We start from the raw sequence: 19,391 nt of genomic DNA on the forward strand, positions 1-19,391 counted from the left end.
CCAACCGCCTTGCCATTCCGTTGCGCCACAAGCGCGGCGGGTCCGATCCGTCACAGACAACAACAACAGGTGACGTAACAATGATGAGTGACCACCAGTCCTCGGGCACGCTCAAGCGCGGCCTGAAGAACCGCCACATCCAACTGATCGCCCTCGGCGGCGCCATCGGCACCGGGCTGTTCCTCGGCTCGGCCGGGGTGCTCAAGTCGGCCGGGCCGTCGATGATCCTCGGCTACGCCATTGCCGGCTTCATCGCCTTCCTGATCATGCGCCAGCTCGGCGAGATGATCGTCGAGGAGCCGGTGGCCGGCTCCTTCAGCCACTTCGCACACAAGTACTGGGGCGGTTTCGCCGGCTTCCTGTCCGGCTGGAACTGCTGGGTGCTGTACATCCTGGTGGGCATGGCCGAACTGACCGCGGTCGGCAAGTACATCAACTACTGGTGGCCGGAAGTGCCCACCTGGGCCAGCGCCGCGCTGTTCTTCGTGGCGGTCAACGCCATCAACCTGGCCAACGTCAAGCTGTTCGGCGAGACGGAGTTCTGGTTCGCGATGATCAAGGTGGTGGCCATCATCGGCATGATCCTGCTCGGCTGCTGGCTGCTGTTCAGCGGTAACGGCGGCGAACAGGCCGCGGTCAGCAACCTGTGGGAGCACGGCGGCTTCTTCCCCAACGGCATTACAGGGCTGGTGATGGCGATGGCCTTCATCATGTTCTCCTTCGGCGGCCTGGAGATGCTCGGCTTCACCGCCGCCGAGGCGGACAAGCCGAAGACGGTGATCCCCAAGGCGATCAACCAGGTGATTTGGCGCATCCTGATCTTCTACATCGGTGCGCTGGCCGTACTGCTTTCGCTGAGCCCCTGGGACGCCCTGCTGCAGAGCATCAACAGCGCCGGCGACCCGTACAGCGGCAGCCCGTTCGTGAAGGTCTTCGCGCTGCTCGGCAGCGACACCGCCGCGCACATCCTCAACTTCGTGGTGCTCACCGCCGCGCTGTCGGTCTACAACAGCGGCACCTACTGCAACGGCCGCATGCTGCTCGGCCTGGCCGAGCAGGGCGACGCGCCCCGCGCCCTGGCCAAGGTGGACAAGCGCGGCGTGCCGGTGCGCTCGCTGCTGGTGTCGGCGCTGGTGACCTTCATCGCCGTGGTGATCAACTACCTGATCCCGCACCAGGCCCTGGAGTTGCTGATGTCGCTGGTGGTCGCCGCCCTGGTGATCAACTGGGCGATGATCAGCTACTCGCACCTGAAGTTCCGCCGCAGCATGGATCGCGACGGCGTACGCGCCAGCTTCCGCGCGCTGTGGTTCCCGATGGGCAACTACCTGTGCCTGGCCTGGGTGGCGTTCATCCTCGGGGTGATGCTGCTGATCCCGGGCATCCAGGTGTCGGTGTACGCGATCCCGGTGTGGCTGCTGGTGATGTGGGGCTGCTATCGCCTGAAGCTGGCCGGCCACCAGGACGGGGCGGGTGTCGCCACGGGCTACGAGGCGGGGTAGGGCGCGCTGTTTATTGGGTCCCCGCGAACGCGGGGACCCAATAGACAAACACCACCAGAAACCACCCATTGGCCCGGTAGCGGCATCCGCCGGCTGGCCGGGCCCTGGCCGGGCTTATATACTCCCGGCGTTTCCGTGACCCGACGTCTCCCCGACGTCTCCATTCCGGCCAAACGCCAGTAATTCCGCAGATCACGAGTCCGCGGGTATGTTCCCGTCACGGAACGGACCACAGGTGAACCCATGTCCTGCCATTGCCCGTCCCGTCGCCAGCCCCGGAGCGTTCGCTGATGTCCTCGCATCTGCACACCGGACCGCTCACCCGCGGCTTGAAAAACCGTCATATCCAGTTGATCGCCCTCGGCGGCGCCATCGGCACCGGGCTGTTCCTCGGCTCGGCCGGGGTGCTCAAGTCGGCCGGGCCATCGATGATCCTCGGCTATGCCGTCGCCGGCTTCATCGCCTTCCTGATCATGCGCCAGCTCGGCGAGATGATCGTCGAGGAGCCGGTGGCCGGTTCCTTCAGCCACTTCGCGCACAAGTACTGGGGTGGCTACGCGGGCTTCCTGTCCGGCTGGAACTACTGGGTGCTCTATGTGCTGGTGGGCATGGCCGAGCTGACCGCGGTCGGCAAGTACATCCAGTTCTGGTGGCCGGAGGTGCCCACCTGGGCCAGCGCGGCCGCCTTCTTCGTGCTGGTCAACGCCATCAACCTGGCCAACGTGAAGGTATTCGGCGAGGCCGAGTTCTGGTTCGCGATCATCAAGGTGCTGGCGATCATCGGCATGATCGTGCTCGGCTGCTGGTTGCTGGCCAGTGGCAGCGGCGGACCGCAGGCGTCGGTGAGCAACCTGTGGGAGCACGGCGGTTTCTTCCCCAACGGTCTGACCGGGCTGGTGATGGCGATGGCCTTCATCATGTTTTCCTTCGGCGGCCTGGAGCTGGTCGGCATCACCGCCGCCGAGGCCAGCGAGCCGAAGACGGTGATCCCCAAGGCGATCAACCAGGTGGTCTACCGCATCCTGATCTTCTATGTCGGTGCGCTGGCCGTGCTGCTTTCGCTGTATCCCTGGGACCAGTTGCTGGAGACCCTGGGCGCCGCCGGCGACCCGTACAGCGGCAGCCCGTTCGTACAGATCTTCGCGCTGATCGGTAGCGACACCGCCGCGCACATCCTCAACTTCGTGGTGCTCACCGCCGCGCTGTCGGTCTACAACAGCGGTGTCTACTGCAACAGCCGCATGCTCTACGGCCTGGCCGAGCAGGGCGATGCGCCGAAGGCGCTGATGAAGCTGAACAAGCGCGGCGTTCCGGTGCTGGCCATCGGGCTGTCGGCGCTGATCACCCTGTTGTGCGTGGTGGTCAACTACGTGGCGCCGGCCGAGGCGCTGGAGTTGCTGATGGCGCTGGTGGTGGCGGCCCTGGTGATCAACTGGGCGATGATCAGCTATTCGCACCTGAAGTTCCGCAAGGCCATGCAGGCCAAGGGCGTGGTGCCGTCGTTCAAGGCCTTCTGGCATCCGTTCTCCAACTACCTGTGCCTGGCCTGGGTGGCGTTCATCCTCGGCGTGATGCTGCTGATCCCGGGTATCCAGGTGTCGGTGTACGCGATCCCGGTGTGGTTGCTGGTGATCTGGGCCTGCTACCGCCTGCGCCTGGCGCGCGGCGGCGCACTGGCCGGCGATCGTTCGCTCGCCGAGTAGGGTGGATGGCCGCCCCGTGGTGGAAAACGCTTCGCGGTTTTCCACCCTACGGTTGAGCCAGCTCCTGCGCCCAGCCGGCAGGTGCGCTTCCGTAGGGTGGATGTCGCTTTTCACATCCACCGGCGTTGGGTGGATGGCCGCCCCGTGGTGGAAAACGCTTCGCGGTTTTCCACCCTACGATTGAGCCAGCTCCTGCGCCCAGCCGGCAGGTGCGCTTCCGTAGGGTGGATGTCGCTTTTCACATCCACCGGCATTGGGTGGATGGCCGCCCTGGTGGTGGAAAACGCTTCGCGGTTTTCCACCCTACGGTTTGGCCAGTTCCTGCGCCCACTGCGCCAGGGGTAGCGGTTTCCGTTCGTCCCAGATACGTGCCAGCAACTGCCGGAGATGCGCCAGGTCGCCACGGCGTGCCGGCAGGCGCTCGACCCATTCGACCAACTTCCACTGATCGCCTTCCCGTTCCGCCATCGTGAAGCGGAACGGATGGAAGCCGGTCATGCCCAGGCGCAGGTCGGTGACGATCAACCGGTCGCCGATCTGGTCGTAGCGCAGGATGCCGTGGGTGAACCACATCAGCCGCTGGTGCTGGGGCGAGTCCCGCAGCACGCTGGCCAGTTCGCCGCCACGGGGAATGCGTTCCAGACGCGGCGGATCACGGTCGAACCAACCCACCAGCGCTTCGTGATAGTCGTTCCCTTCCACGATGATCACCCGCCAGAGCAGCACGTTGAACGGCGTCGGCGCGACGAACACCGCCTGCGGCTGGATGCGCTCGACGGCCAGCGCCTGCTCCACCCGTTGTTCGGCCATCCACTTGCCAGCCACGCTGAAGGCCATGTACAGGCAGGCCAGCGCCAGGGCCACGGCGGGCAGGTGGGTGGTCCGGTCCTTCAGGCCGCCGATCAGTCCGGAGCCCACCGCCACCAGCAGCGGCAGTGTGTACAACGGATCGATGATGAACAGGGTCGACCAGGCGATCGGCGGTGGCGTCAGCGGCCAGAACAACTGGGTGCCGTAGCTGGTGAAGGCGTCCAGCAGCGGATGGGTGATCAGCACCAGCCAGAGGGTCAGCGTCAGGCGGGAGGCGGAGTAGCCGGCGCCGGGATGCAGGCGGCGCACCAGCCAGGCGAGCAGCAGCGCCACGCCGGTGAGCACCGCCAGCGAGTGGCTGAAGCCGCGATGGTGGGTCATCCAGGCCACCGCGTCGCCATAGTCGATCACCACGTCCAGGTCCGGCAGGGTGCCGAGCAGCGCGCCGTAGAGCAGCGCCTTGCGACCCTGCCAGCGGCCGAGCAGGGCGCCCTGGATGGTGGCGCCGAGCGCCATCTGGGTGATCGAGTCCATTTCGTTCCCTCGCGAGTCGAGGCGGCTAAGTTAACCGAGAGGCGTGGCGGGGGCGGCAGGCAAATTTTCACCGAGGATTTCAAACCGGCCGCGCTATCCTGTGCGCTCGATATCCATAGGTCCGACCATGCTGGCGATTTCCAACAGCGTCCACCTGCCCGACGACGAGATCGAGCTGACCTTCATCCGCGCCCAGGGCGCCGGCGGACAGAACGTCAACAAGGTATCCAGCGCCGTGCACCTGCGCTTCGACAGCCAGGCCTCGTCGCTGCCACCGTTCTACAAGGAGCGCCTGCTGGCCCTGCGCGACAACCGCATCACCGCCGACGGGGTGATCGTCATCAAGGCCCAGCAGTACCGCACCCAGGAGCAGAACCGCGCCGACGCCCTGGAGCGCCTGGCCGAGCTGATCCGCAATGCGGTGAAGACCGACAAGGCACGCCGCCCGACCAAGCCGACCCTCGGCTCGAAGAAGCGCCGCCTGGAGGGCAAGGCCAGGCGTGGGGCGATCAAGGCCGGGCGGGGCAGGGTGGATTTCTAGTTGGCGTAGCGGCCCGGATCGTGGGCCGCTGCGGTCAGTCGCACACTCGGGCGATGGCCTCGGCCAGGTAGGCCAGGCGTTCTTCGGCCATGCCGGCCACGTTGGCCCGGCCGCTGCTCACCATGTAGATGCTGAACTCCTCGCGCAGGCGTTGCACCTGGGTGGGGTTCAGGCCGGTGTAGGAGAACATGCCGCGCTGCGTGGCGATGTGCGCGAAGCGTTCGGCCAGGCCGTGCGGGCGTAGCGCTTCGACCAGGCCGCTGCGCAGGCTGGTGACGCGCTGGCGCATGGCTTCCACCTCGTCCGCCCAGAGCGCCTTCAGTTCGGCGTCGCCGAGGATGCCGGCGACCACCGCGGCGCCGTGGGACGGCGGGGTGGACCACAGGTTGCGGGCCAGCAGGGCCAGTTGGCTGCGCACGTCGGCGAGCTTGTCGGCCGTCTCGGCACGCACGATCAGCGCGCCGGTGCGTTCGCGGTAGAGGCCGAAGTTCTTCGAGCAGGAGCTGGTGACCAGCAGTTCGGGCAGCTCGGCGGCGAACAGGCGCACCGCCCAGGCATCCTCGTCGAGACCGTCGCCGAAGCCCTGGTAGGCGAAGTCGAGCAGCGGCAGCAGTTCGCGGGCCTTGACCACTTCCAGCACCCGTTTCCAGTTGCGCGGGCTGAGATTGAAGCCGGTGGGGTTGTGGCAGCAGGCGTGCAGCAGCACCGCGTCGCCGACCGGCACCTGCTCCAGGGCGGCGAGCATGGCGTCCACGTCCAGGCGATTGTCGGCGCCGACGTAGGGGTAGTGGCCGACCTTCAGGCCGCAGGTGGCGAACAGCGTTTCGTGGATCGGCCAGGTCGGGTCGCTCAACCAGATGCCGCGCCCCGGCAGGTTGCGGGCGATGAAGTCGCCGGCCAGGCGCAGCGCGCCGGTGCCGCCGGGTGTCTGGGTGGCGCCGGCGAGATCGTCATGGAGCAGGGCCGAGCCTGCGCCGAGCACCAGTTCCAGCAGGTGCCGGGCGAAGGCCGGGTCGCCATGGCCGCCGATGTAGCTCTTGGTCTGCTCGGTCTCGATCAGGCGCTGCTCTGCCAGTTTCACGGCGCGCGGGATGGGCGTCAGGCCGCTGGCGTCCTTGTACACGCCGACGCCGAGGTCGAGCCTGGCCGGGTTGGGATCGGCACGGAAGGCGTCCATCAGGCCGAGGATCGGGTCGCCCGGCACTCGGGCGACGTCAGCGAAATGTTTCACTTGCGGCCCTCGGCGCTGGCGGCGACCGCGTCGGTGCGCGCGGCCATGATGAAGTCGTTGCGGTGCAGGCCCTTCATCTCATGGCTCCACCAGGTGACGGTGACCTTGCCCCATTCGGTGAGCAGGGCCGGGTGATGGCCGACTTCCTCGGCGATCGCGCCGACCGCGTTGGTGAAGGCCAGGGCGTGGCGGAAGTTCTTGAACAGGAACACCCGCTCCAGCTCCATGTGGTCGTCGCGCACTTCGATGTTCCAGTCGGGAATCTCGCGGATCAGCTCGGCCAGCTCCTCGTCGCTCACATGGGGCGCGTCGGCGCGGCAGGCTTCGCATTGGGCTTGGGCAAGGGACATGAAGGTTTCCTCGATGATGTTCTTGGTTCGTGTAGGAGCGGCCCATGGCCGCGATCGCGGCCATGGGCCGCTCCTACGGTCAGAGCCGTAGGATGGGTCGAGCGTAGCGATACCCATCCTACAAAAGCGCATTACGCCGCTTTCGGCGGGAACTTCGGCGCGTGCAGGCCGAGGCGCATGGCCTGGTGGACCAGACCCATGATGTCCTCATGGGCCAGGTCGAACAGGCGCTTGAGTTCGGGCAGCACGAAGTACAGCGGCTGCAGGATGTCGATGCGGTAGGGGGTGCGCATCGCTTCGAGCGGGTCGAACGGCTGGTGCTCGGGCTGCCCGGACAGGCAGTAGACGGTTTCCTTCGGCGAGGAGAGGATGCCGCCGCCGTAGATGCGCCGGCCTTGCGGGGTATCGACCAGGCCGAACTCGATGGTCATCCAGTACAGCCGCGCCAGGTAGACGCGCTCTTCCTTGCTGGCCGCGAGGCCGAGCTTGCCGTAGGTATGGGTGAATTCGGCGAACCAGGGGTTGGTCAGCAGCGGGCAGTGGCCGAAGATCTCGTGGAAGATGTCCGGTTCCTGCAAGTAGTCCAGTTCTTCCGGGGTTCGGATGAAGGTGGCCACCGGAAACTGCTTGCTGGCCAGCAGTTCGAAGAAGGTCTGGAAGGGGATCAGCGCCGGTACGCGCGCGACGCGCCAACCGGTGGTGCTTTCGAGTACGCGGTTGATCTCGCCGAGTTGCGGGATGCGCTCGTGGGGCAGGGCGAGTTGCTCGATGCCGTCCAGGTATTCCTGGCAGGCGCGCCCCTCGATCACCTTCAACTGGCGAGTGATCAGCGTATTCCAGACCGCGTGCTCGGCATCCGGATAGTGAATGAAGCCGTTCTCGTCGGGTTGGCGAGCTACGTACTGCGTATTTTTCATCGCGCCTCCTCAAGCGGAGCCTTGTTGTTGTATTTGGTGCTGTTGTAACGCGACGTAGTGAGCCGGGGCAGATGCCGACAAGCGCCGGAAGCCGGATTTCCGGGTGTTTTCCGTAAAGAAAGAGTTACAACCTGGTGGCAGTCGCCAATGATCGCCTTGCTGGGCTGTCGATTCGTCACATATTCTTTACGAAAGAATCGAGCCGGGCACAAAAATCCGGCCACCAGCCGAGTCCTTGCCATGCGTATCAAAGTCCACTGCCAGAACCGCGTCGGCATCCTGCGCGACATCCTCAACCTGCTGGTCGACTACGGCATCAACGTCGCCCGTGGCGAGGTTGGCGGCGAGCAGGGCAACGCCATCTACCTGCACTGTCCGAACCTGATCAACCTGCAATTCCAGGCCCTGCGCCCGAAGCTGGAGGCGATTCCCGGGGTGTTCGGCGTCAAGCGTGTCGGGCTGATGCCCAGCGAGCGCCGCCACCTGGAACTCAACGCGCTGCTCGGCGCCCTGGACTTCCCGGTGTTGTCCATCGACATGGCCGGCAGCATCGTCGCCGCCAACCGCTCGGCGGCGCAGTTGCTCGGCGTGCGTGTCGACGAGGTGCCGGGGATTCCGCTGTCGCGCTACGCCGAGGATTTCGACCTGCCCGAGCTGGTGCGCGCCAACAAGTCGCGGATCAACGGCCTGCGGGTGAAGGTGAAGGGCGACATCTTCCTCGCCGACATCGCCCCGTTACAGACCGAGCACGACGAGAGCGACGCGCTGGCCGGTGCGGTGCTCACCTTGCACCGCGCGGACCGTGTCGGCGAGCGCATCTATCACGTGCGCAAGCAGGAACTGCGCGGCTTCGACAGCATCTTCCAGAGCTCCAGGGTGATGGCCGCGGTGGTCCGCGAGGCTCGGCGCATGGCGCCGCTGGACGCGCCGTTGCTGATCGAGGGCGAGACCGGCACCGGCAAGGAGCTGCTGGCCCGCGCCTGCCACCTGGCCAGCCCGCGCGGCCAGGCGCCATTCATGGCGCTGAACTGCGCCGGGCTGCCGGAATCCATGGCCGAGACCGAGCTGTTCGGCTACGGCCCCGGCGCCTTCGAGGGCGCCCGCCCGGAAGGCAAGCTCGGCCTGCTGGAGCTGACCGCCGGCGGCACCCTGTTCCTAGACGGTGTCGGCGAGATGAGCCCGCGCCTGCAGGCCAAGCTGCTGCGCTTCCTGCAGGACGGCTGCTTCCGCCGGGTGGGTAGCGACGAGGAGGTGTACCTGGACGTGCGAGTGATCTGCGCCACCCAGGTGGACCTGTCCGAGCTGTGCGCCAAGGGCGAGTTCCGCCAGGACCTTTATCACCGGCTCAACGTGCTCAGCCTGCACATCCCGCCGCTGCGCGAATGCCTGGACGGCCTGGAGCCGCTGGCCGAGCACTTCCTCGACCACGCCAGCCGGTTGATCGGCTGCCCCTTGCCGAAGCTGTCGCCCCAGGCGATGGACAAACTGCGCCACTACCACTGGCCGGGCAACGTGCGGCAACTGGAGAACGTGCTGTTCCAGGCGGTGTCGCTGTGCGAGGGCGGCACGGTCAAGCCGGAGCACATCCGCCTGCCGGACTACGGCGCGCCACAACCGCTCGGCGACTTCTCCATCGAAGGCAGCCTGGACGATATCCTCGGTCGCTTCGAGAAAGCGGTGCTCGAGCGCCTCTACGCCGAGCACCCGAGCAGCCGCCAGTTGGGCAAGCGGCTGGGGGTGTCGCACACCACCATCGCCAACAAGCTGCGCCAGCACGGGGTGGGGAAGGAGTAGCGGGCGTCAGCCCTTGTTCTTGCGCTTGGGTTTGGGCCGCCCCTGCACGCACTTGAAGCGCGGCGCGGTCTTGCAGATGACGTAGAGGCGGCCGCGGCGCTTGACGATCTGGCAGTCGCGATGACGCAGCTTGGCCTGCTTCAGGGAGGCGACGACCTTCATGCGCCACCCCCGACGAAACCGGCGAAACGCTTGTTGAAGCCGGCCACGCGGCCCTCGCTCTTGGTCTGCCGTTGCTTGCCGGTGTACACCGGGTGCGAGGCGCTGGACACGTCCAGGGCCACGTAGGGGTAGGTCTTGCCTTCGTATTCGCGGGTCTTGTCGGTGGCGACGGTGGAACCGATGAGGAAGTAGGCGTCGGCCGCCACGTCGTGGAACAGCACGGGGCGGTAGTCGGGATGGATGCCGGGTTTCATGAGGAAGGTCTCTTTAATGTTATAAAGTAACAATAAAGATGATAATGATTCTCGCTGGATGGTCAAGTGCCAGGGAGTCGCCTGCCGATCCATCCAGGCTGGTCATGGCCTTGCGCGGCGAACCATGGAAGCTCGGCCGTGTCCCGTGGTCCGCGCTCGTGCGCCCCGGTAGGCGCCGACGCGTCGTACGACCTTGGTGGTATAGGCGTGTGTCGCCCGGTCGGCGTAAAAAGCGTCATCCAGCTCCTGCGTGTGGTTCCTGGATGTTGTGTTTTCCCATTCCTCTCCCGGAATGTCTGTACAGGCGGCCTGTTTGGGCCGCCTTTTTTATGCGCGGCGTTTCTTCCCCGGGAGTGTGAACAGCCTCTAAGACCTTAGTAGCCGTAGGGTTAAGACCTTTGTCGTATGGTTGCTGGAGGGGGTGGTGGTTACAAATGTGCCCAGTCACAAGAACAACTGTCACCGAGGTCGAATCCCATGAGTGCCGCTTCCCTGTATCCCGTTCGTCCCGAGGTCGCCGCCAATACGCTGACCGACGAGGCTACCTACAAAGCCATGTATCAGCAGTCGGTGATCAACCCCGATGGATTCTGGCGCGAGCAGGCCAAGCGCATCGATTGGATCAAGCCGTTCACCAAGGTCAAGCAGACCTCCTTCGACGACCACCACGTCGATATCAAGTGGTTCGCCGACGGCACCCTGAACCTCTCCTACAACTGCCTGGACCGTCACCTCGCCGAACGCGGCGACCAGGTGGCGATCATCTGGGAAGGCGACGATCCGTCCGAGCATCGCGAGATCACCTACCGCGAACTCCACGAGCAGGTCTGCAAGTTCGCCAACGCCCTGCGCGGCCAGGACGTGCACCGTGGCGACGTGGTGACCATCTACATGCCGATGATCCCCGAGGCCGTGGTCGCCATGCTGGCCTGCGCCCGTATCGGCGCCATCCACTCCGTGGTGTTCGGCGGCTTCTCGCCGGAAGCCCTGGCCGGCCGCATCATCGACTGCAAGTCCAAGGTGGTGATCACCGCCGACGAAGGCGTGCGCGGTGGCAAGAAAACCCCGCTCAAGGCCAACGTCGACGACGCCCTGGCCAACCCGGAAACCGCCAGCGTGCAGAAGATCATCGTCTGCAAGCGCACCGGTTCCGACATCAAGTGGCACCCGCACCGCGACGTCTGGTTCGAAGACCTGATGGCGGTGGCCGGCAGCACCTGCGCGCCGAAGGAAATGGGCGCCGAGGAGCCGCTGTTCATCCTCTACACCTCCGGTTCCACCGGCAAGCCGAAGGGCGTGCTGCACACTACCGGCGGCTACCTGGTGTATGCCTCGCTGACCCATGAGCGGGTGTTCGACTACCGTCCGGGCGAGGTCTTCTGGTGCACCGCCGACATCGGCTGGGTTACCGGTCACACCTACCTGGTCTATGGCCCGCTGTCCAACGGCGCCACCACCGTGATGTTCGAAGGCGTGCCGAACTACCCGGACGTGACCCGCGTGTCGAAGATCGTCGACAAGCACAAGGTCAACATCCTCTACACCGCGCCGACCGCCATCCGCGCCATGATGGCCGAGGGCAAGGCGGCGGTCGAAGGCGCAGATGGCTCCAGCCTGCGCCTGCTCGGTTCGGTGGGCGAACCGATCAACCCGGAAGCCTGGCAGTGGTACTACGAGACCGTCGGCCAATCGCGCTGCCCGATCGTCGACACCTGGTGGCAGACCGAAACCGGCGCCTGCCTGATGACGCCGCTGCCGGGCGCCCACGGCCTCAAGCCGGGCTCCGCCGCGCGGCCGTTCTTCGGCGTGCAGCCGGCGCTGGTCGACAACCTGGGCAACCTCCTGGAAGGCGCCACCGAGGGCAACCTGGTGATCATCGACTCCTGGCCGGGCCAGGCGCGCACCCTGTACGGCGACCACGATCGCTTCGTCGACACCTACTTCAAGACCTTCAAGGGCATGTACTTCACCGGCGACGGCGCGCGCCGCGATGAAGACGGCTACTGGTGGATCACCGGCCGCGTCGACGATGTGCTCAACGTCTCCGGCCACCGCATGGGCACCGCCGAGATCGAGAGCGCCATGGTCGCCCACCCGAAGGTCGCCGAGGCCGCGGTGGTCGGCGTGCCGCACGACATCAAGGGCCAGGGCATCTACGTCTACGTGACCCTGAACGCCGGCGTGGAAGCTTCCGAGCAACTGCGCCAGGAACTGAAGAACTGGGTCCGCAAGGAGATCGGTCCGATCGCCAGCCCGGACGTCATCCAGTGGGCTCCGGGATTGCCGAAGACCCGCTCGGGCAAGATCATGCGCCGCATCCTGCGCAAGATCGCCGTCGCCGAATACGATGCCCTCGGCGACATCTCCACGCTGGCCGATCCTGGCGTGGTGCAACATCTCATCGAGACTCACCGCAGCATGCAAGCCGCCTGCGCCTGACCGGCTACGGCAAACCAGAGCCCCGCCCGGCCACAAGCCGGGCGGGGCTTCGTCATTCCAGGGGCTCTGGGTAGGGTGCGCCGTGTGCACCTTACCGTGGGGCGCCGCCAATCCATCGGTGCGCACGGCGCACCCTGTGGTCTATTCGCCCTGATTCGAGGGAACGGCGACCAGGCTGAGCAGGCTGCCGTCGAACAGGCTGAACTGCCCCTCCAGCTCCCGGCCGCTGTGCCACTCCGGCGACAGGTCGATGAGCAGGCGCAGGCGCGCGCTGCCGTCGTCCGAGCATTCCAGCAGTTCGGCGTGTTCGAAGTAGAAACGCTTGTGCACCAGCGGGTAGAGCGCCTTGAACAGGCTTTCCTTGAGCGAGAAGGTCAGGGTGACCAGTCGTGCCTGTCGTTCGGCGGATTGCTGCGCCAGTCGTCGCAGTTCGGCGGGGGTGAGGATCTCGCCGGCCAGGCGGTTCGCGCGCTCGGCGCCCAGCAGCCTTTCCATGTCCAGGCCGAGGCCGCGCCAGTCGGCGTGCCGGGCCACCACGGCGGCGGCCCAGCCGTGGCTGTGGGTGATCGAGCCGCTGATGCCGCCCGGCCATTGCGGGGCGCGGTCTTCGCCGACGGCGGGAACCGTGCCGGTGCCGGTGAGCTGGTGCAACGCCGCGTGGGCGCAGAGGCGGCCGGCGAGGAACTCCGCCTGGCGCTTGTCGACGCCTCTCGGGCGGGGAATGCCGGTCAGGGTGAAGTCGTCGGCCGTCAGCAAGGCGGGATCGAAGCGGGTGCTGATCAGCCGCACGCCCGCCAGTGGGCGCGGCAGTGGCCAGTGGTCGAGCAGGGGTGTGCAGCAGGCGGGGAGGGCGTTCATCCCGATATTCTGCCGGGCGCGATGCGGCGCGACCAGCCGGGCGGGCCTTTACATTTCTTTGCAAAGGTCCAACAAAGCGCTACGGATGGGCGGCGGACCTTTTGCCAGACTGGCCGCCGCGCTTTTTCGGGAGCGCAGATGAGGTTGAAGTCCGCCACCAGTGCCGTGCTGTTGTCGATGGCGGACGTTTTTTCACGGGAGCCCCGAGAGGGGCTCCCGTTTTTTTTCGTAGGGTGCGCCGTGCGCACCGCCGATGTGCCGGCACAGGCTTTTGGTCCGGCGGGGTGTTTCTGCCGACGGGCTCCGTGTCGTGCCTGGCGCTCCGTGCCGGTTTCTTATCGGTGCGTGCGGCGCACCCTACAAGAGCCTGCCCCACAGCGATCAGCCGCAGGAAACGCGCGTGATGACCTGCTTGTCGTCGGTGATCAGGTTCAGGCGGCGCGAGTTGTATTCCAGGGTGACGACGTCGTGTGGTCCCAGCACGCGCGCGGTTTCGGCTCCGGAGCGCTGTTGCGCCTGTTGCAGCAACTGCGTGGTCGCCTGCTTGCCCAGCAGGTCCTGCACGGTGTTGGCGTCGCAACCGCTTCCGTGGTGGGCGGTCGGCGGCGTGGATTCTTCGCGGCTACCGCTCGTGCCGCAGCCGGCCAGAAGGGCGGCGAGCAGCGCGGTGCCGAGACTGAGTCGTTTGGTCAGCATAAGGGCTTCCTCATGAATTGAAGCGGGCACCATAGCAGACTTGCCGGGCGTTCCCGCGTTCCCGGCGCGCGCCCATCCCTTCCCCGGAGTGCCGGTCGCAGAGCCGACCAGGGGTTCGTTCAGGTGCGGTTCAGCAACGGTACAGGAGGCGTTCAGCGGGCCCTGCGTAACCTGCTCCCATCGAAACGGCAATCTTCCCTCGATAGGAGAAACACCATGAAAAAGCTGAAAATGCTCGCCCTCGCCACCGCCGTACTGGGGACCAGTGTCGGTGCCCACGCCGCCGACAACTTCGTCGGCCTGACCTGGGGCCAGACCAACAACAACATCCAGAAGTCCGACGCGCTGAACGCGAACCTGGACAATCCCAAGCTGGACAAGGTCATCCACAAGACCGACACCTGGGGCCTGCGTGCCGGCCAGCAGACCGACGCCGGCCGCTACTACCTGACCTACGAGAACTTCTCGGATAGCGACAGCGGCTACAAGCTGCGCCAGCAGAACCTGCTCGGCAGCTACGATCTGTTCGTGCCGGTGGGCGACTACAACACCAAGCTGTTCGGCGGCGCCACCCTGGGCCTGGTCAAGCTGGAGCAGGAAAGCCGGGGCTTCAGCCGCGACAGCAACATCAACTACGCTGCCGGCCTGCAGGCCGGTATCCTGCAGGAACTGAACAAGAGCGCGTCCATCGAGGCCGGCTACCGTTACCTGCGCACCAATGTCAGCACCGACATGGGCGAGCACGGCGGCCCGCGCCTGGGCTCCCTGGATCTGCACAGCAGCGGCCAGGCCTACGTGGGCGCCAACTACAAGTTCTGACCCCTTTACCACGACAGGCCGGGCCCGCTGCCCGGCCGCTTCATCGACAGGGAGAACAGCCCATGAAACTGCTGGTCGTGGAAGACGAGGCGCTGCTGCGTCATCACCTCTACACCCGACTGAGCGAACAGGGCCACGTGGTGGATGCCGTGCCGGACGCCGAAGAGGCGCTCTACCGTGCCGCCGAATACAACCATGACCTGGCCGTGGTGGACCTCGGCCTGCCGGGCATGGGTGGCCTGGACCTGATTCGCGAACTGCGCAACCAGGGCCGGACATTCCCGATCCTCATCCTCACCGCGCGCGGCAACTGGCAGGACAAGGTCGAGGGCCTGGCCGTGGGGGCCGACGACTATGTCGTCAAGCCGTTCCAGTTCGAAGAGCTGGAGGCGCGCCTCAATGCCTTGCTGCGCCGCTCCAGCGGTTTCGTCCAGGCGGCCATCGAGGCCGGCCCGCTGCTGCTGGACCTCAATCGCAAGCAGGCGCTGGCCGATGGCGAGCCCCTGCCGCTGACCGCCTTCGAGTACCGCATCCTCGAATACCTGATGCGCCACCACCAGCAGGTCGTGGCCAAGGAGCGGCTGATCGAGCAACTTTACCCGGACGACGAAGAGCGCGATCCCAACGTCATCGAAGTGCTGGTCGGTCGCCTGCGCCGCAAGCTGGAGGTGGCGATCGACGGGTTCCGCCCGATCGAGACGGTGCGCGGCCAGGGCTACCTGTTCACCGAGCGCTGCCGATGATCCGCTCGTTGCGCATCCGCCTGATGATCGGCGCGGCGATCCTTGCCGTGCTGTTCATGTCGGCCCTGTTGCCGGCCTTGCAGCGCGCCTTCGGCATCGCCCTGGAGAATGCCATCCAGCAGCGCCTGGCGGCGGACGTGGCGACCCTGATCTCGGCGGCACGCATCGAGGGCGACCGCCTGAGCATGCCGGAACACCTGCCGATAGAGGACTACAACCTGCCGGAGTCGAAGCTGCTCGGCTACATCTACGACCAGAACGGGACGCTGGTCTGGCGCTCGACCTCGACGACGGACGAGAGCATTCACTACCTGCCCCGCTACGAGGGGCTGGTCGACGAGTTCACCCGGGTCCGGGACGAGAGCGGCCGCGAGTTCTTCGTCTACGACGTGGAAATCGACCTGCTCGGCGGCAAGCAGGCGGCCTACAGCATCGTCACCATGCAGCCGGTCAGCGAATACGGCGGGCTGCTGAATTATTTCCGCGAGCAGTTGTACATCTGGCTCGGTGGGGCGTTGCTGGTGCTGCTGGGGCTGCTCTGGCTGGTCCTGGGCTGGGGGCTGCGCTCGTTGCGCGGATTGAGGAACGAGCTGGACCAGATCGAGATCGGCGAACGCGAGCGGCTGAGCGAGGAACATCCCGAGGAGATGCGCCGCCTGACCGATTCGCTGAACCGCCTGCTCGACAGCGAACGGGCCCAGCGCGAGCGCTACCGGCATTCGCTGGGCGACCTCGCGCACAGCCTCAAGACGCCGCTGGCGGTGTTGCAGGGCGTGGCCGAGAACCTGGCGGACCAGCCGCGCAACCGCGAGCAGGTGCAGGTGCTGCGCAGCCAGATCGAGCGCATGAGCCAGCAGATCGGCTACCAGTTGCAGCGCGCCAGCCTGCGCAAGAGCGGGCTGGTTCGCCATCGAGAAGCGCTGGCCCCCTTGCTGGACACCCTGGGCGCCGCGCTGGACAAGGTCTATCGCGACAAGCAGGTGCGGCTGGAGCGGGATTTCCCGGCCGGCACCGAGTTGCCGCTGGAGCACGGCGCGTCGCTGGAGATGCTTGGCAACCTGCTGGAAAACGCCTACCGGCTGTGCCTGGGCCAGGTACGGGTGACGGCCCGGCGGATGGATGGCCGGCTGGAGCTGCGGGTCGAGGACGACGGCCCCGGCGTGCCGGCCGACCAGCGCGAGCGCATCCTCCGGCGCGGCGAGCGCCTGGACACCCAGCATCCGGGGCAGGGCATCGGCACGGCGGTGGTGATGGACATCATCGACAGCTACGGCGGCGAGCTGGAAGTGGAGGACTCGCCCCTGGGCGGCGCCTGCTTCCGGATTCTCCTGCCCTCGTAGGGTGATGACTCAATCCGCCTGGTGGGTGCGGTAGGCCCCCGGCGTCAGCCCCGTCCACTTCTTGAACGCGCGATGGAAGGCCGAAGGCTCGGAGAAGCCGAGCTGCGCGGCGATGTCCTGGATCGCCAGGCTGTCGCGGCCGAGGTGGTAGATCGCCAGGTCGCGGCGCAGATGGTCCTTGAGCTCCTGGAAGCTGGTGCCTTCCTCGCGCAGGTGGCGGCGCAGGGTCTGCGGGCTGGTGTGCAACTGGCGGGCGACGTGTTCGAGGTCCGGCCAGTGGCTGCAGTCGCGGCCGAGCAGCCGGCGGATCTGGCTGGTCAGGCTGTCGCCGCCGTCCGGGCGGGCGAGCAGGTCGGCCGGCGAGTTCTTGAGGAACTGCTTGAGCGTGCGTTCGTCCTGTAGCAGCGGCATGTCCAGATAGCGCGCCTGGAACAGCAGGCTGGTGCGTGGCGCGTGGAATTGTCGAGCCCCCGGGAACAGCAGGTCGTACTCGCTGGCATGGGGGGGCTCGGCATAGGTGAAGGTGGCCTGCAGCAGGCGGATGCGCTGGCCGACCAGCCAACTGCCGAGGCGGTGCCAGAGCACCAGCAGGCTTTCGGTCAGGAAGTGGTCCGGGTCCCACAGGTCGCTGGTGTCGAGGACCAGCCGGGCCTGGTCGCCGTCGCGCTCCAGGTGCAGGAGCGGCGCTTCCGGGAACAGGCCGTAGAACAGCGTGCCGCGATTCAGCGCTTTGTCCAGCGTCTCGCAGTGGATGATGCTGTGGCACATCATGGCGAAGGTGCCGCGCTTGCTGCATTGCCGGCCGAAGCCCATGTATTCGTCGTCCAGTTCTTCCCAGACGCGCTGCACCAGGCGCGCGAACTGCTCCGGGGTGACGCGCGCGCGCGGCTCGCTGAGCAACTCGGGGCGGATGTTCAGCTCGGCCAGCAATGGGCCCGTATCGTAGCCCTGCCGCTCGGCGCCGCGCAGGGCGGCGCGGACGAAATGGCTGGCGATGGTGCGTTCTCGCATGAGGGTCGCTCGTCGACTGGACCCGGCGATGGTAAGCAGCGTGCCAGTGGGCGACAACCCGACCATCCGCCGGGGGAAATCCGCCATGGCGTTCGCGGTGCTTGGCGGGAATCCGCCAGGGGGCGTTGGCCAGCGGTGCTGGATTAAATATCAACTTGTTGTTTTTAAAGGAATTAATTTTTTCGTTCGGGAGTGGCATGGGGCTTGCGATAAGTGTCGCAAGCCTGCTCCGGCAGGTAAGAACAAATCCCTCCAGCCCAGGAGGGTTAGTGCTTCGGCGGCGTGGCATCGAGGACCGGTGCCGAAACGTCGCCCTTGAGGAAAAGACCTGTCATGACCCGCACTCCTCTCTACAAGAGTCTGTACATCCAGGTGCTGGTGGCGATCGCCGTCGGTATCGCCCTGGGGCACTTCTACCCGGAAACCGGGGTGGCGCTGAAGCCGCTCGGCGACGGGTTCGTCAAACTGATCAAGATGGCCATCGCGCCGATCATCTTCTGCACCGTGGTCAGCGGCATCGCCGGCATGCAGAACATGAAGTCGGTGGGCAAGACCGGCGGCTACGCGCTGATGTATTTCGAGGTCGTCTCGACCGTCGCGCTGGTGATCGGCCTAGTGGTGGTCAACCTGGCGCAGCCCGGCGTCGGCATGCACGTCGACCCGAGCACCCTGGACGCCAGCAGCATCGCCGCCTATGCCAAGGCCGGTGAGCAGCAGAGCACCATCGGCTTCCTGCTCAACGTGATCCCCGGCACCGTGGTCGGCGCCTTCGCCAGCGGCGACATCCTGCAGGTGCTGTTCTTCTCGGTGATCTTCGCCTTCGCCCTGCAGCGCATGGGTGACTTCGGCAAGCCGGTGCTGGACTTCATCGACCGCATCGCCCACGTGATGTTCGGCATCATCAACATGATCATGAAGGTCGCGCCCATCGGTGCCTTCGGCGCCATGGCCTTCACCATCGGCCAGTACGGCGTCGGCTCGCTGGTGCAGCTCGGCCAACTGATGATGTGCTTCTACATCACCTGCCTGTTCTTCATCCTGGTGGTCCTCGGCGGCATCGCCAAGGCCCACGGCTTCAACATCCTGCGCTTCATCCGCTACATCCGCGAGGAACTGCTGATCGTGCTCGGCACCTCGTCCTCCGAGTCGGTGCTGCCGCGCATGCTGAACAAGATGGAGAAGCTCGGCGCGAAGAAATCCGTGGTCGGCCTGGTGATCCCCACCGGCTACTCCTTCAACCTCGACGGCACCTCGATCTACCTGACCATGGCCGCGGTGTTCATCGCCCAGGCCACCGACACGCCGATGGACCTGACCCACCAGCTCACCCTGCTGGCGGTGCTGCTGGTGGCTTCCAAGGGCGCCGCCGGGGTTACCGGCTCGGGCTTCATCGTCCTCGCCGCGACCCTCTCGGCCGTCGGCCACCTGCCGGTGGCGGGCCTGGCGCTGATCCTCGGCATCGACCGCTTCATGTCCGAGGCCCGTGCGCTGACCAACCTGATCGGCAACGGCGTGGCCACCATCGTGGTCGCCAAGTGGTGCAAGGAGCTGGACGAGGATCAGCTCGAACGCGAACTGGCCAGCGGCGGTCGCCCGGCCGTGGCCGAGGAAGAACCGCAACCGGCCGCCAGCCGCGAACTGGCCTGACGGCTCGCGCCCCGGACCGCGCAAAGGTCCGGGGCAACGC

The 19,391-nt window shown here is 66.2% G+C and carries 18 protein-coding genes; 9 read left to right on the forward strand and 9 right to left on the reverse strand.

Going from position 1 to position 19,391, the window contains the following annotated elements; translation table 11 throughout:
- Window positions 1-80: 80 nt before the first annotated feature.
- Entirely contained in the window at window positions 81-1,502 is a 1,422-nt protein-coding gene (locus PSEWESI4_RS18210) for an amino acid permease (RefSeq protein WP_235978962.1), read from the forward strand.
- Window positions 1,503-1,792: 290 nt separating this feature from the next.
- On the forward strand, window positions 1,793-3,205 hold the full coding sequence (locus PSEWESI4_RS18215; protein ID WP_456243222.1) for an amino acid permease: 1,413 nt from the start codon (window positions 1,793-1,795) through the stop codon (window positions 3,203-3,205).
- 303 nt (window positions 3,206-3,508) lie between these two features.
- Here PSEWESI4_RS18215 and PSEWESI4_RS18220 read toward each other — a convergent pair whose 3' ends face one another.
- A complete protein-coding gene (locus PSEWESI4_RS18220) occupies window positions 3,509-4,549 on the reverse strand; it encodes a metal-dependent hydrolase (RefSeq protein WP_187672643.1) in 1,041 nt (346 codons plus the stop codon).
- A 127-nt stretch (window positions 4,550-4,676) separates the two neighbouring features.
- Between PSEWESI4_RS18220 and arfB the strand changes: the two genes are divergently transcribed.
- Entirely contained in the window at window positions 4,677-5,090 is a 414-nt protein-coding gene (arfB, locus tag PSEWESI4_RS18225) for an alternative ribosome rescue aminoacyl-tRNA hydrolase ArfB (protein WP_187672644.1), read from the forward strand.
- Window positions 5,091-5,124: 34 nt separating this feature from the next.
- Here the strand turns inward: arfB and PSEWESI4_RS18230 are convergent, their stop codons facing one another.
- The 3 genes from PSEWESI4_RS18230 to phhA all read right to left on the reverse strand — a co-directional run bounded on the left by PSEWESI4_RS18230 (window position 5,125) and on the right by phhA (window position 7,588).
- On the reverse strand, window positions 5,125-6,321 hold the full coding sequence (locus PSEWESI4_RS18230; protein WP_187672645.1) for an amino acid aminotransferase: 1,197 nt from the start codon (window positions 6,319-6,321) through the stop codon (window positions 5,125-5,127).
- Entirely contained in the window at window positions 6,318-6,671 is a 354-nt protein-coding gene (locus PSEWESI4_RS18235) for a 4a-hydroxytetrahydrobiopterin dehydratase (protein ID WP_187672646.1), read from the reverse strand. Before PSEWESI4_RS18235 ends, PSEWESI4_RS18230 begins: the two co-directional genes overlap by 4 nt.
- Before the next feature lie 131 nt (window positions 6,672-6,802).
- Window positions 6,803-7,588, reverse strand: a complete 786-nt coding sequence (phhA, locus tag PSEWESI4_RS18240) for a phenylalanine 4-monooxygenase (RefSeq protein ID WP_187672647.1) — start codon at window positions 7,586-7,588, stop codon at window positions 6,803-6,805.
- A gap of 240 nt (window positions 7,589-7,828) precedes the next feature.
- On the opposite strand from phhA, the gene PSEWESI4_RS18245 reads away from it, so the two are divergent.
- A complete protein-coding gene (locus PSEWESI4_RS18245; protein WP_187672648.1) occupies window positions 7,829-9,382 on the forward strand; it encodes a sigma-54-dependent transcriptional regulator in 1,554 nt (517 codons plus the stop codon).
- Between the two features lie 6 nt (window positions 9,383-9,388).
- Here PSEWESI4_RS18245 and ykgO read toward each other — a convergent pair whose 3' ends face one another.
- Both ykgO and PSEWESI4_RS18255 read right to left on the reverse strand, forming a co-directional pair.
- The gene (gene ykgO, locus PSEWESI4_RS18250) at window positions 9,389-9,544 is read right to left on the reverse strand and encodes a type B 50S ribosomal protein L36 (RefSeq protein WP_187672649.1); all 156 of its coding nucleotides are present in this window, start codon (window positions 9,542-9,544) and stop codon (window positions 9,389-9,391) included.
- Window positions 9,541-9,798 (reverse strand): type B 50S ribosomal protein L31, encoded by a 258-nt coding sequence (locus PSEWESI4_RS18255; protein ID WP_187672650.1) that lies wholly within the window; start codon window positions 9,796-9,798, stop codon window positions 9,541-9,543. The genes ykgO and PSEWESI4_RS18255 overlap by 4 nt, the downstream gene beginning before the upstream one ends.
- A gap of 477 nt (window positions 9,799-10,275) precedes the next feature.
- On the opposite strand from PSEWESI4_RS18255, the gene acs reads away from it, so the two are divergent.
- On the forward strand, window positions 10,276-12,237 hold the full coding sequence (acs, locus tag PSEWESI4_RS18260) for an acetate--CoA ligase (RefSeq protein ID WP_187672651.1): 1,962 nt from the start codon (window positions 10,276-10,278) through the stop codon (window positions 12,235-12,237).
- 141 nt (window positions 12,238-12,378) lie between these two features.
- Here acs and PSEWESI4_RS18265 read toward each other — a convergent pair whose 3' ends face one another.
- Both PSEWESI4_RS18265 and PSEWESI4_RS18270 read right to left on the reverse strand, forming a co-directional pair.
- The gene (locus PSEWESI4_RS18265) at window positions 12,379-13,095 is read right to left on the reverse strand and encodes a 4'-phosphopantetheinyl transferase family protein (protein WP_187672652.1); all 717 of its coding nucleotides are present in this window, start codon (window positions 13,093-13,095) and stop codon (window positions 12,379-12,381) included.
- A gap of 381 nt (window positions 13,096-13,476) precedes the next feature.
- Window positions 13,477-13,791, reverse strand: coding sequence for an I78 family peptidase inhibitor (locus PSEWESI4_RS18270; RefSeq protein ID WP_187672653.1), 315 nt, complete (start codon window positions 13,789-13,791; stop codon window positions 13,477-13,479).
- Window positions 13,792-14,007: 216 nt separating this feature from the next.
- Here PSEWESI4_RS18270 and PSEWESI4_RS18275 point away from each other — a divergent pair, with 216 nt between their 5' ends.
- The 3 genes from PSEWESI4_RS18275 to PSEWESI4_RS18285 all read left to right on the forward strand — a co-directional run bounded on the left by PSEWESI4_RS18275 (window position 14,008) and on the right by PSEWESI4_RS18285 (window position 16,693).
- Window positions 14,008-14,610 (forward strand): outer membrane beta-barrel protein, encoded by a 603-nt coding sequence (locus tag PSEWESI4_RS18275; protein WP_187672654.1) that lies wholly within the window; start codon window positions 14,008-14,010, stop codon window positions 14,608-14,610.
- Window positions 14,611-14,672: 62 nt separating this feature from the next.
- Window positions 14,673-15,353, forward strand: coding sequence for a response regulator (locus PSEWESI4_RS18280; RefSeq protein ID WP_187672655.1), 681 nt, complete (start codon window positions 14,673-14,675; stop codon window positions 15,351-15,353).
- Complete coding sequence (locus tag PSEWESI4_RS18285; protein WP_187672656.1) at window positions 15,350-16,693, forward strand: ATP-binding protein; 1,344 nt, start codon at window positions 15,350-15,352, stop codon at window positions 16,691-16,693. The genes PSEWESI4_RS18280 and PSEWESI4_RS18285 overlap by 4 nt, the downstream gene beginning before the upstream one ends.
- A 9-nt stretch (window positions 16,694-16,702) precedes the next feature.
- Here PSEWESI4_RS18285 and PSEWESI4_RS18290 read toward each other — a convergent pair whose 3' ends face one another.
- On the reverse strand, window positions 16,703-17,704 hold the full coding sequence (locus PSEWESI4_RS18290; RefSeq protein ID WP_187672657.1) for an AraC family transcriptional regulator: 1,002 nt from the start codon (window positions 17,702-17,704) through the stop codon (window positions 16,703-16,705).
- 333 nt (window positions 17,705-18,037) lie between these two features.
- On the opposite strand from PSEWESI4_RS18290, the gene PSEWESI4_RS18295 reads away from it, so the two are divergent.
- Complete coding sequence (locus PSEWESI4_RS18295; protein WP_187672658.1) at window positions 18,038-19,351, forward strand: dicarboxylate/amino acid:cation symporter; 1,314 nt, start codon at window positions 18,038-18,040, stop codon at window positions 19,349-19,351.
- Window positions 19,352-19,391: the final 40 nt, after the last annotated feature.

The sequence above is a fragment of the Zestomonas carbonaria genome, from assembly GCF_904061905.1.
Classification (GTDB): Bacteria; Pseudomonadota; Gammaproteobacteria; order Pseudomonadales; family Pseudomonadaceae; genus Aquipseudomonas; species Aquipseudomonas carbonaria.